We start from the raw sequence: 11,081 nt of genomic DNA on the forward strand, positions 1-11,081 counted from the left end.
GGCCGGAGCACCCACAGGTGTTCCGGCCCCGCCGCCTCGTGCCGCCGAGGGCCGTTCTCGGGCAGAGTACGGACGTCGTATCGGCGTCCAGCAGGAGGTATCGGATGAGTTTCCGGCTCGCGGCGTACGCCGTGTGCGTCGAGAGCGGACGCGTGCTGCTCGCCCGGCACGTGTCGCCGGGCGGCGAGTCCATCTGGACGCTTCCTGGCGGCAGGGTCGAGCACGCGGAGGATCCGTTCGACGCGGTGATCCGGGAAGTCGCCGAGGAGACGGGCTGCGCCGCGGTGGTCGAGCGCCTCCTGGGCGTGGACTCACGGGTGATCCCCGCGGCGGACCGCTCCCCCGGCCTGCCCGAGCACCAGAACGTCGGCGTCTTCTACCGCTGCCGCATCACCGGCGGCCACCTCCGCCCCGAACCGAACGGCGAGACCGCCGAGTCACGCTGGACCCCGATCCCCGACGTCGCGGGCCTGCGACGCTCGTCACTGGTCGACATCGGCCTCGACCTGGCACGGACGGTCCCGCCGACCGGGCATGTGGCACCCGTCGAGGTCGGCGGGCTGATCCAGCACTGACGGCCATCCGCGCCTTCTGGATCACGGGGCCCGGAAATCTGTTGGGTGTGGTGGCGCCCTGTGTCTACTGTGGCGCGGTGAAGACCCAGGTGATCGTTCTCAACGGTGGTTCCAGCTCGGGGAAGTCCGGGATCGTGCGGTGTCTGCAGGCCGTTCTGCCGGAGCCGTGGCTGGCCTTCGGGGTCGATACGTTCGTCGACGCGCTGCCCGCGGCGATGCGGGCGTCGGATGCGGGGATCGAGTTCGGGCCCGGCGGCGAGGTGGTCGTCGGGCCGGAGTTCCGGGCCCTGGAGGGGGCCTGGATCGCGGGGCTCGCCGCGATGGCCGGTGCGGGGGCGCGGATCATCGTCGATGAGGTCTTCCTCGGCGGCGCGGAGTCGCAGCGGCGGTGGCAGCGGGCGCTGGGCGAGCTGCCGGTGCTGTGGGTCGGCGTGCGGTGCGACGGCGCCATCGCCGCGGACCGCGAAGTCGCGCGCGGGGACCGCGTCGTCGGGATGGCCACGTCCCAGGCCGATGTGGTCCACCGGGGCATGGCGTACGACGTGGAGGTGGACACCGGGCACGCCGAGTCGATGGCGTGCGCGCGGGACATCGCGGCGCACGTCAGGTAGGCGCGGGTTCGGTTCGGGGCTTCTGGGCGTCGGGGCGGCGGAAGGTCGCGCGGTACGTGCTCGGCTGCTGGCCCGTGTGGCGGGCGAAGAGCTGGGCGAAGGCGCCGGGGTTCTGGTACCCGACGTCGGCGGCGACGCGTGCGACCGTTCTGTCGGTCGTCTCCAGCAGGTGTCTGGCCCGGCGCACCCGGGCCGTGTGCAGATAGGACAGGGGGGACTCACCGGCTTCGTCGCCGAAGCGGCGGAGCAGGGTCCTCGTGCTGACGCCGAACTCCTCGGCGAGGGCGGGCAGGTCGTAGCGGGCCCCGAGGTTCTGGTCGAGCCAGCGCTTCACGCCGAGCGAGAAGCTCCGGCCCACGGCGGGCAGGAGCCCCACGTCCACGTACGCGGACTGTGTGGCGCGGGCGTCGTCGAGGAGGGCGATGCGTGCCGTGCTGCGGGCCACGCGGGGGCCGTCGTGCTCGCGGACGAAGCGGAGCGCGAAGTCGTACATCGCGCTGAAGGCCGCGGTGGTCGTCACACCGCGGTCGGTCACGACCAGCTCCTCCGAGCGGACCTCCACATCGGCGTACCGTCGCGCGAACCGGTCCGCGTACAGCCAGGACGTCGTCGCCTCGCGGCCCGCGAGCAGCCCGGCCTCTGCGAGGAGGAACGCGCCCACGCAGATCGACACGACCGCGGTCCCGGCGGCGGCCCGCGTGCGGATGGCGGCCGTTTCCGGTCCCAGGTCCGCGAGGGTCGCGTCGAGGTCCTGCGCGGGTGAGATCTCGAATCCCGGCACGATCAGTACGTCCGCGGGGCGCATCGCGGAGACGGCGACGCCCGTGCCTCCGGACAGGGTCACGCGTCGGCGGGGCGAGACGATCGAGGCCTCGTAGGACGACTCCCCCGCTCCGTGTGCGGCCGCGACGTGACCGGCCATGGTCAGGAGGTCGAGGACGCCGAACACCTCCGACCCGAAGCAGCCCGGGTAGGCCAGCACACTCACACGCAGCGGAACCATGCGGCATCTGCCTCCGACGTCTCGACAACACTTCGGCCCTCGCCGCTTCGGCGCCCGGTCCCTTCGGCGCTTCGGCGCTTCCGCGCTTGGCGAGATCACCGTGAAGCATGGCGATCTCGCCGCTTCTCGGTGAGGGCAGCCTCTCGTCATCCTGTGCGTCATGACAACCGTGCGAGGGCAACGTGACGACCTCATGGGGGACTTCACCCGGAGGACCGTCGGCGTCGATGGCATCAGCAAGACCGTGTACGTCTGCGGGGCGGGACCGGCCGTCGTCCTGATGCCGGAGATGCCGGGCATCAGCCCCGACCTCGCGCGGTTCGCACGCTGGGTGCGCGACGCGGGCTTCTCCGTCTACGTGCCTTCCCTGTTCGGGATCGACGGCGCCTATCCGCTCGTCAAGGAGGGCCAGGCCGTGGTGCGCCGCGCCTGTGTCAGCGCCGAGTTCCGGGCCTTCGCCGGTGGCGGCACCAGCCCCGTCGTCTCGTGGTTGCGCGGGCTCGCCCGCATCGCGCACGCCGAGCGCGGTGGGCCCGGCGTCGGGGCCGTGGGCCTGTGCTTCACCGGCAACTTCGCCCTGACGATGGCGCTGGAGCCGGCGGTCGTCGCACCGGTGGTCAACCATCCGTCGCTGCCGCTCGACGACCGCGGAGGCCTGGAGATCGGCCCCGAGGACGCCGCCGCCGTGGCCGAACGCGTCGCGCGCGACGGCCTGAAGGTCCTCGCGTACCGCTTCGACAACGACAAGTGGTGCACGGGGCAGCGCTTCGCGGCCTACCGCGCGCTGCTCGGCGACGCGTTCGACGGCCGTGTGCTGCCCGACGAGGTGGCGAACACGAACCCGCCGCCGTTCTTCCGTGACAGCGTCGGCTGCGCCCACAGCGTCGTCACCGCGCATCTCGTCGACGAGGAGGGCCACCCGACCGTGCGGGCCCGCGACGAGATCATCGCGTTCCTCGTCGAACGGCTCGGGGCGCGGGACGACCCGCGCGCCCGCCGCTGAGGCAATCACGTGGCCCACTGCGTCTGACCCAGCGGAGGCGAAGCCGCCCCCGGGCGGCTCCACCACGAGAATGGAGGGTTCGGATGATCAAGTGGGCTGGTTGGCTCATCGCGATATTCGGAGCGGCGCACACGCTCCTCGCCCTGACCGTGGAGGAAGCCGGGAGCCACGCCGGGGACTGGTTCAGCGGGGAGTTGTGGGGCGAGGACCTCGCCGCGATGAGCGAGGCGAGCAGCGCGTTCTGGCTGAGCTGGAACAGCTTCGGCCCGCCGCTCGTCATCCTCGGCCTGATGGTGCTGTGGCTGGACCGCCGGGGCATCGTGCCGCCGCCGTTCATCGCGTGGGTGCTCGGGGTCTGGGCCGTGGGCGACACCGTGATCCTCGGGCTCTCGCCCTCGCCGGTCATCCTGCTCGCGAGCGTGCTGCTGCTGGTCGGGTCCCGCCGTGCGGCCCGCGTCGGTGTCACCGCACCTGCCGCCGACACGACTCGGGCTCCGTAGGCGGCCCGAACGGGCGGACCGCTCCGGACGGTTCCCCCCTCCGCTCCCCCTGTTTGCCGCCCGTTTAAGCTTCTGTCGCTGGTCAGGGCATCCACTGGCCAGATGGTGACGGGGGGAATGAGCGCCGATGAATCATCCGGCTGAGGTGTTCCAGCCACTGCAGGCGGACGATCCACCGCTGGTGGCCGGCTACCGTCTCGCGGCCCGGCTCGGGGCGGGCGGCATGGGCCGGGTCTATCTGTCGCACACGCAGGGCGGCCGCCCGGTGGCGATCAAGGTGGTGCGCCCGGAGCTCGCCGACAACCCGGAGTTCCGGCGGCGGTTCCGCCGGGAGGTGGAGGCCGCCCGGCGGGTCCGGGGCGCGTACACCGCGGAGCTGATCGACGCCGACGCGGACGGCGTTCCGCCGTGGCTGGCCACGCTGTACGTGCCCGGTCCCTCGCTGGCCGAGGCCGTCGCGCGGCGCGGACCGCTGCCGGTGTCCGCGGTGCTGTGGCTGGTGGCGGGGGTGGCCGAGGCGCTGCAGGCCATCCACGGCGCGGGCATCGTGCACCGGGACCTGAAGCCGTCGAACGTGCTGCTCGCCGCCGACGGGCCGCGGGTCATCGACTTCGGCATCTCGCTGGCCTCCGACATCACCTCGCACACCGTCACGGGCTCCGCCGTCGGCACTCCCCAGTTCATGGCGCCCGAGCAGGCGTCCGGGGGTGAGGTCACGGCGGCGACCGACGTCTTCGCGCTGGGGCAGACGGCGGCGTTCGCCGCGCTCGGAGAGCCGCTGTACGGGGACGGGCCCTCGGTCAGCGTCCTGTACCGGATCGTGCACTCCGAGCCCGACCTGTCCCTGCTGCCCGAGCAGTTGAGGCCGCTGATCGCCCGGTGCCTGGTCGCCGATCCCGCGCGACGGGCCACACTGGCGGAGGTCGTCCACTGGTGCCGCCAGCGGCTCGGTCAGGACACGGGCCCCGGACAGCAGGTCTGGCGGGAGGTCATGGGGCCGGAGGTGAGGGTTCCGGCGCCGGTCCCCGACCCCACTCCGGTGCACACGATGTCGCTGGCACCGACCCGGCCGACGGGGCCGGACGAACGGCGGGTCCGCAGGAGACGCACCGCGCTGATCGTCGCCGCGGCCGTGGCGGCGGGGGCGCTGGTGGTCGGCGGCTCGGTGTGGACGGTCATGGAGGCGCGGGACGGGTCGCGTGACCGCAAGGCCGCCGGGTCGTCGACGGCCGGGGCGGGGGCGTCCGGGGCAGAGTCGTCCGCCGGGTCGGACGGGTCCTCGTCGGGGTCGGACTCCGCGTCGGAGACGGGCGGGGCGGGCTCGGACGGCTCGGCGTCGGGCGGGGCGAAGTCGGGCGGGCCGGAGTCCGAGGCCCAAGGGTCCTCGTCGACCGCGCCCAAGCCCCCGCAGGCCATCCCGTACCCCTTCCAGTGGCTCGACGAGAAGAACTCGCTGAACATCAAGGAGCCGGTCGAGCGCAAGGACCGCAAGGGCGACATCCGCTTCGTCTGCAACGACACCAACTGCTCGCTGGAGAGCAGGACCAGCGTCATCACCATGCTGTACAGCAAGCCGGGCGCCACCCGCGAGTCCTGCCGCATCGCCCTCGCCGGCGCCGACAGCCGCCGCCTCCCCCTGGCCGCCGCGGCGGCGGGCAGCGAGATCTGCGTCAAGCACCCCTCCGGGGACATCGCGCTGCTCGTGATCCAGGTGAAGTCGACCGCGCTGCCGAAGAGCGGGATCAGCTTCATGACCGCCGACATGACGGTGTGGCGGGCGTAACGGCGCGCTCTTCCGGGCTTCCCGGACACACCCTCCGACCGCAACCCGACCGTGGAGTGAGTCATGAGTGACCGTCACGCGCCCGCACAGCAGGACCGCGTCCCGACCCCGCGCACAGCGCCCCCGTTCGACCCCGAACTGAGCCCCGCCCTGGACGCCTTGGGCCGCCAGGCCTGGGAGCCGATGACCCCGGACAACCTTCCGGCGCGACAGCAGCGGGACGCCGCGTCCCGCCCGAGGCCGACGGCCGAGGACCTGAGCGCCGACGGCCGGTTCGAGGTGACGGAGCTGCGGGTTCCGGGGCTGCGGGGCGCGCCGGACGTCACGCTCGTCAGCGCGCGCCCGGCGGGGGTCGTCGGACCGCTGCCCCTGCTGTACTACATGCACGGCGGCGCCATGGTCATGGGCAACGCGTGGTCCGTACTGCCGCGGATCCTGCACGAGTGGGTGCTTCCGTTGAACCTGGCCGTCCTCTCGGTCGAGTACCGGCTGGCGCCGCGCGCGCAGTACCCGGCGCCGCTGGAGGACTGCTACGCCGGACTCGTCTGGGCGGCCGAGCACGCCGCCGAACTGGGCATCGACGCGGACCGCGTCGTCATCGGCGGCAAGAGCGCGGGAGGCGGGCTCGCCGCGGCGCTCGCGCTCCTCGCCCGCGACCGGGGCGGTCCCGGGGCGCTGGGGCAGATGCTGTTGTGCCCGATGCTCGACGACGACCGCGACGGTACGTTCTCCGGCCGGCAGATGTCGGGCATCGGCATGTGGGACCTCACCTCCAACGCGACCGCGTGGCAGGCGCTCCTCGGCGACCGTTACGGCTCCGCGGACCTGCCGCCGTACGCGGCTCCCGCCCGTGCCGCGGACCTCTCCGGCCTGCCCCCCGCGTACATCGACGTCGGCTCGGCGGAGATGTTCCGCGACGAGGACGTGGCGTACGCGAACGCGATCTGGCAGGCCGGTGGCCAGGCCGAACTGCACGTGTGGTCCGGCGGGTACCACGGCTTCGACGGCATCGCGCCGCACGCGGCCCTCACCAAGGACGCCCGCGACGCCCGCACGCGATGGCTGCGTCGCCTTCTCACGCAGTCCGGGTACCGGCCCGGCGGCCCGGCGCGGTGACCACGCCGGGCTGCCGGGTCCGTACACCCCAGGGCGCTAGGACAGGAAGCCGCGGGTGATGTGCGTGCCCGCTCCGTCGTTCTCGGCCCGGTAGTTCGCCTCGCCGACGCAGTCGCTGTACTCGTAGTTGGCCCTCGACGTGCCGCTCAGGCCGCCCGCGTCGGTGCTGGTGGGGCCACCGAAGACGACGTCCGACCTGGGCATCTCGGCGCAGCTCGGGATCCCCGCGTAGTACTCGACGAACCCGCCCTGGGAGCCCTTCAGGTTCCCGCTGCCCGACGGCAGGGTGTAAGTGCCCAGGTGCGTGGAGGCACCGGTGACCGTGTTCCTCGCCGTGCCGGTCCAGGTGTCCGGTCCGGTCCGCTGGACCTTGATGTCGTAGCGGTCGCCGTACACGGCGTCGAAGTCCACCGCGCAGGTCACCCCGGGCCCGCCGTCCGCCCCTTCGTGACAGTTCGGGTCGGAGGTGGTCGCGCCCTTGGTGAAGGTCGAGAAGCGCGCGGAGAGCCGCTCCTTGCCGCCGCTGTTCGGTCTGGGCTGCAGGCCGGTGTAGCCCATGCCGTTGGCGAAGTCGTACTGCTGGGCGAAGTAGATCCCGGCCTTGTGGGCCGTGGCGGGCCGCACCGTGATGGGGAAGGTGATGTTGGTCAGGCCGGAAGAGGGGGTGCCGGGCATGGACCAGCTGACCGAGACGTTCCCGCCACCGACGTCGGCGGCGGAGGTGGAGCCCTCGAAAGCAGAGGCGGTGTGGGGGGAGAGCAGGAGCAGGCCCGCGGCCGCACCGGCTGCGGCACTGAGGCGGAGAGTCCGCACTGGCATGTGCTGTTCCTCTCTGTGGGGGTGTCGAGTCTGTGGGGGTGTCGCGCTTGATGGCGCCTTCCACTTGTACTCAGCGGCGGATCCTGACGACATGGACTCATCGAGGGCCAGGCTTGGACTCTTGACGGCGCCGAGGCCACAACATGCCGCGCCCGGACCGATGAGTGTCTGCGCTCCGCCGGGTCTGAGGAGTGGGACGATCTCGTCTCTCCGTCGATGCCGAAGAGAGTGTGGTGCGCAATGAAGCTCGTCGTGCAGGAGTTCCTGTCACTTGACGGGGTGTCGCAAGGGCCGGGGTCACCGGATGAGGACACCAGTGACGGATTCACGCGGGGCGGCTGGTTCGTGCCGCACATGGACGAGGAGTTCGTGGACCTGGTGGGGACGTGGCTCGGTGAGGCGGACGCGTTGCTGTTCGGCCGCCGTACGTACGAGAACTTCGCGCGGGACTGGCCGACGATGACCGACCATCCGTTCGCCCCGATCATGAACGGCCTGCCGAAGTACGTGGCCGCCCACACCCCGACCAAGGCCGACTGGAACCCGACCACCGTCCTGTCCGGGGAGGTCGCCGCCGAGGTCGCCGAGCTGAAGCGGCAACCGGGCCGGGAACTGCAGGTCCACGGCAGTGCCCTGCTGGCCCAGTCCCTGCTGGCCGCGGGGCTCGTCGACACGTTGCGGCTCGCCATCGCCCCGGTCGTGGTGGGCAAGGGCCGACGGCTGTTCCCGGACGGTGGCGCGCCCGCCGGGCTGCGGCTCGTCGACCACCGGACGACGCCGGGCGGCCTGTCGGTGCACACCTTCGAGGCGGCGGGACTTCCGGAGTACGGGCACTACGGGGCCGGGGCGTAGGCTCCGGGAGGTGCGGGCGGGCGCCGACCGCGGGCCGGGATCAGCTTCCGGAGGTCCATCCGAGTGTGATCTCGGGGTAGTCGGCGTCCGGTGCGTCCAGGGACGGCGAGGTCGTGGTGCGGCCGCGCAGCCAGTGGTCGAAGAACGCCCGCACGTACGCCCCCGTGACCGCCTGCGAGCGGCGTCCCTCGGCCGTGCCGAAGAACCTGGCGTACCGTTCCGCGGTCCATGCCTGGTCGAGCCGCAGTCCCACGCCGAGCGCGGCGAGGTCGTTGAAGCTGTAGTGGCGCGCGCCGGCGAGGACCATGCGGCGGCCCCAGGCCGTGTGGTGGGCCATGAAGTCGGTCCAGGTCGGCAGCTCCATCGGCTCGGTGAAGAGCAGGAAGGGCTGCTTGAGTCCGGTCTGTACGGCATCCGTCTGCAGGGCGCCGTCCAGGCAGGCGCCCGCCGTGAACCGGGGGTCGGTGCGCAGCGCCTCGGCGGCCGCGGAGCCGCCGAGGGAGTGGCCGAACACACCGAATCCGGTGTGCCCCGGCGTCCGCGAGAACGCCGCGGGCAGCCGCGTCGCGCGCTGTCCGGTCAGGACGTCGAGGACGAAGCTCAGGTCGGCGGCGCGGACGTCGGAGTACTTGCGCAGCAGCGCCTGGTCGCCGGTGGCGGGGTTCTGCGGGACGATCCGGCCGTCGGGGAACTGCGTCGGGCCGTCGTAGGTGTGGTTCACGCCGATGACGACGTAGCCGTGGCTCGCCAGGTCCTGGGCGAAGGCGGTGCCGGTGGCCGCGGGGTCCTGGCGGCCCGGGCCGAAGAACACCACGGGTGCCCGGCGCAGGTTCGAGTGCGCCGGGGCGTCCTGCCAGGCGTCGGTGCGTACCCGGCCCAAGGAGCCCTCGGGGAGCTCGAAGCGGCGCTCGACGACCGGTTCGAGGCCGGCGGTGAGGTAGCGGGCGCGCTCAAGACCACGGTGCCCGGCGGCCGCGTACCAGACCTGGACCATCAGCTCGCGCGGTGTCGGGGTCGGCGCGAACGGGTCCTCGCGGCGGTCGTCGACGAGGTGGAAGGTGCGGGTGCCGACCGGGTGCGGGCCGGTGGCCGCGGGCAGGGGCACGGGGGCATCCGCCGGAGCCGCGAAGGCCGACCCCGCTCCGAGCCCACCGGCGACCGCCGCCGTCGCCCCCGTCACCGACGCGCGAAGTATCGAACGGCGGGAGAGAGTTCCCGAAAGTCGGTCGGTCGAAGGCACATCAGTCATGCGGGTCTCCTTGGTAGCGCCCGTGCGCCGGTCGGTCGCGCGAGAGGGCCGGGTCCAACATCATCTCCTGGGCGGCGGCACGCCCTCGTCCTCCGGGCACCTCGTCCTTGTCTTCCGGACACGTCGTCCTCGTCTCCCGGGCACGTCGTCCTCGTCTCCCGGGCACGTCGTCCTCGTCTCCCGGGCACGTCGTCCTCGTCTCCCGGGCACCATGCCCTCATCTCCCGGGCCGCGCCCCGTATCAGAGGCCGATCGCCCCGTCGATCCGCTCCCGCAGCAGATCGGCGTGGCCGTTGTGGCGCGCGTACTCCTCGATCATGTGGACGAGCACCCAGCGCAGCGACACGGTGCCGCGCCAGGAGTCCGTGCCCTCCACGTCGAGGTGGGGCGCGTCGGTCACGAAGCGCTCGGCGAAGGCGACTTCGGCGTGCCAGGCGTCCCAGGCCGCCGCAGCCAGCGCGGGGTCGGGCAGTGCGCCGGTGAAGTCCGCGTCGGGCTCGGCCGGTGAGGAGAACAGGAGCGGCGCGTCCTCCGCGGCGAGCACGCGCCGGAACCAGCGGCGCTCCACGTCGGCGAGATGACGGACCAGGCCGAGCAGGGAGAGCGTGGAGGGAGCGGCCGACCGCTGCGCCAACTCCGCGCCGAGGCCCGCGCACTTGACCGTCAGCGTCGCGCGCTGCGCCGCGAGGAACCCGACGAGCAGCGCGCGCTCGTCGCCGGTGGCGGGCCCGCTGAACCGGTCCGCGCCGGAGCCGAGCGAGCCCGGTGCACCGCCGTCGGTCGGCGCGGCTTCGAACAGCTCGGCTCGTCGCCGTGTGACGTGTCCCTGCGGAAGGTGTGCCATCCGTACATCATCGTGCGTACGGCCCGTGCGCTCACCTCATTTGCGCCGCTCGACGATCTTCGCGTGCAGGAGCCTTCCGACGAGCTCGATGCGCAGGCGGGGCTTGGCATCAGTGGTCTTGGGGCGGAGCTTGAGCTTGGAGTAGGTGAGGTTGAGCCCGTCGGTGTCCATCACGATGTCCGGTGAGCCGACGAAGACCAGCTTGCCGTGCATCATGTCCGTCTCGATGCGCAGGACGTCCGCGGTGATCACGGCGTGGGTGAAGTCGAGGGTGACGCGGCACTCCTGCGTCCGCAGCTCGATGCGCGAGGGGACCGACCAGCGCCCCTCCCGCACGAACTTGCCGCCGTGCTGCTCGACCACGAGGACGTCCTTGCCCTGGGCGGTGGGCGCACTCGGCAGGTCGGTGGTGAGCTCGGCCAGCTCGCTGAGCGTCTTGGCCGACAGCGCGCGCTCCAGGCGCATGTCGAGTTCCTCGGCGTCGAGTCGGCCGTCACCGGCGGCGACCCGGAGCGCGTCCACGACGCGGTCACGGTCCTCGTGGGATGCCCTCAGGTCGGGCAGGTCGTTCGACATGTCGCCACGTTAGCGGCACCGTGCGGCGGCCACCAGCGGCGCCGGGGGGAGGGCCGCTAGGGCCTGTCCGGCGGATCTTCGCGGAACAGCCCGCGGCGTCTGGTGCGTGCTCTCGGCGTGCGCCCGGATCGCCCTCGTACTGGACGTACT

Annotated in this window: 12 protein-coding genes; 7 read left to right on the forward strand and 5 right to left on the reverse strand. The window is 72.6% G+C overall.

Annotation, left to right across the window (positions count from 1 at the left end; genetic code table 11):
- Positions 1-104 precede the first annotated feature (104 nt).
- Positions 105-575, forward strand: a complete 471-nt coding sequence (locus tag ACFVHO_RS40065; RefSeq protein WP_385725472.1) for an NUDIX hydrolase — start codon at positions 105-107, stop codon at positions 573-575.
- Positions 576-652: 77 nt separating this feature from the next.
- Positions 653-1,186 carry a chloramphenicol phosphotransferase CPT gene (gene cpt / locus ACFVHO_RS40070; protein ID WP_385725473.1) on the forward strand — a complete coding sequence of 178 codons (534 nt, stop codon included), beginning with the start codon at positions 653-655 and terminating at the stop codon, positions 1,184-1,186.
- Here cpt and ACFVHO_RS40075 read toward each other — a convergent pair.
- Entirely contained in the window at positions 1,179-2,189 is a 1,011-nt protein-coding gene (locus ACFVHO_RS40075) for a GlxA family transcriptional regulator (RefSeq protein WP_385725474.1), read from the reverse strand. The genes cpt and ACFVHO_RS40075 overlap by 8 nt on opposite strands.
- Before the next feature lie 160 nt (positions 2,190-2,349).
- Between ACFVHO_RS40075 and ACFVHO_RS40080 the strand changes: the two genes are divergently transcribed.
- From ACFVHO_RS40080 to ACFVHO_RS40095, 4 genes are all read left to right on the forward strand, one after another.
- Positions 2,350-3,192, forward strand: a complete 843-nt coding sequence (locus ACFVHO_RS40080; RefSeq protein WP_385725475.1) for a dienelactone hydrolase family protein — start codon at positions 2,350-2,352, stop codon at positions 3,190-3,192.
- A gap of 83 nt (positions 3,193-3,275) precedes the next feature.
- The gene (locus tag ACFVHO_RS40085) at positions 3,276-3,692 is read left to right on the forward strand and encodes a DUF6463 family protein (protein ID WP_385725476.1); all 417 of its coding nucleotides are present in this window, start codon (positions 3,276-3,278) and stop codon (positions 3,690-3,692) included.
- A 127-nt stretch (positions 3,693-3,819) separates the two neighbouring features.
- Entirely contained in the window at positions 3,820-5,475 is a 1,656-nt protein-coding gene (locus tag ACFVHO_RS40090) for a serine/threonine-protein kinase (RefSeq protein ID WP_385725477.1), read from the forward strand.
- A 63-nt stretch (positions 5,476-5,538) separates the two neighbouring features.
- On the forward strand, positions 5,539-6,591 hold the full coding sequence (locus ACFVHO_RS40095; protein ID WP_385725478.1) for an alpha/beta hydrolase: 1,053 nt from the start codon (positions 5,539-5,541) through the stop codon (positions 6,589-6,591).
- A gap of 36 nt (positions 6,592-6,627) precedes the next feature.
- Here ACFVHO_RS40095 and ACFVHO_RS40100 read toward each other — a convergent pair whose 3' ends face one another.
- Complete coding sequence (locus tag ACFVHO_RS40100) at positions 6,628-7,410, reverse strand: hypothetical protein (protein WP_385725479.1); 783 nt, start codon at positions 7,408-7,410, stop codon at positions 6,628-6,630.
- 240 nt (positions 7,411-7,650) lie between these two features.
- Between ACFVHO_RS40100 and ACFVHO_RS40105 the strand changes: the two genes are divergently transcribed.
- On the forward strand, positions 7,651-8,262 hold the full coding sequence (locus ACFVHO_RS40105) for a dihydrofolate reductase family protein (protein ID WP_385725480.1): 612 nt from the start codon (positions 7,651-7,653) through the stop codon (positions 8,260-8,262).
- Positions 8,263-8,302: 40 nt separating this feature from the next.
- Here the strand turns inward: ACFVHO_RS40105 and ACFVHO_RS40110 are convergent, their stop codons facing one another.
- The 3 genes from ACFVHO_RS40110 to ACFVHO_RS40120 form a co-directional block, all read right to left on the reverse strand.
- Positions 8,303-9,511, reverse strand: a complete 1,209-nt coding sequence (locus ACFVHO_RS40110) for an alpha/beta hydrolase (protein WP_385725481.1) — start codon at positions 9,509-9,511, stop codon at positions 8,303-8,305.
- Positions 9,512-9,752: 241 nt separating this feature from the next.
- A complete protein-coding gene (locus ACFVHO_RS40115) occupies positions 9,753-10,355 on the reverse strand; it encodes a DinB family protein (RefSeq protein ID WP_385725482.1) in 603 nt (200 codons plus the stop codon).
- A 36-nt stretch (positions 10,356-10,391) separates the two neighbouring features.
- Positions 10,392-10,931, reverse strand: coding sequence for a DUF1707 domain-containing protein (locus ACFVHO_RS40120; RefSeq protein ID WP_385725483.1), 540 nt, complete (start codon positions 10,929-10,931; stop codon positions 10,392-10,394).
- Positions 10,932-11,081 lie beyond the last annotated feature (150 nt).

This window comes from Streptomyces sp. NPDC127108, from assembly GCF_042677545.1.
Classification (GTDB): domain Bacteria; phylum Actinomycetota; class Actinomycetes; order Streptomycetales; family Streptomycetaceae; genus Streptomyces.

Bases quoted from the DNA above. Each gene is read 5' to 3' on its own strand.
- ACFVHO_RS40065 (WP_385725472.1), top strand. From the start codon at position 105: ATGAGTTTCCGGCTCGCGGCGTACGCCGTGTGCGTCGAGAGCGGACGC.
- ACFVHO_RS40075 (WP_385725474.1), bottom strand. From the start codon at position 2,189: ATGGTTCCGCTGCGTGTGAGTGTGCTGGCCTACCCGGGCTGCTTCGGG.
- ACFVHO_RS40080 (WP_385725475.1), top strand. From the start codon at position 2,350: ATGACAACCGTGCGAGGGCAACGTGACGACCTCATGGGGGACTTCACC.
- ACFVHO_RS40085 (WP_385725476.1), top strand. From the start codon at position 3,276: ATGATCAAGTGGGCTGGTTGGCTCATCGCGATATTCGGAGCGGCGCAC.
- ACFVHO_RS40090 (WP_385725477.1), top strand. From the start codon at position 3,820: ATGAATCATCCGGCTGAGGTGTTCCAGCCACTGCAGGCGGACGATCCA.
- ACFVHO_RS40095 (WP_385725478.1), top strand. From the start codon at position 5,539: ATGAGTGACCGTCACGCGCCCGCACAGCAGGACCGCGTCCCGACCCCG.
- ACFVHO_RS40100 (WP_385725479.1), bottom strand. From the start codon at position 7,410: ATGCCAGTGCGGACTCTCCGCCTCAGTGCCGCAGCCGGTGCGGCCGCG.
- ACFVHO_RS40105 (WP_385725480.1), top strand. From the start codon at position 7,651: ATGAAGCTCGTCGTGCAGGAGTTCCTGTCACTTGACGGGGTGTCGCAA.
- ACFVHO_RS40110 (WP_385725481.1), bottom strand. From the start codon at position 9,511: ATGACTGATGTGCCTTCGACCGACCGACTTTCGGGAACTCTCTCCCGC.
- ACFVHO_RS40115 (WP_385725482.1), bottom strand. From the start codon at position 10,355: ATGGCACACCTTCCGCAGGGACACGTCACACGGCGACGAGCCGAGCTG.
- ACFVHO_RS40120 (WP_385725483.1), bottom strand. From the start codon at position 10,931: ATGTCGAACGACCTGCCCGACCTGAGGGCATCCCACGAGGACCGTGAC.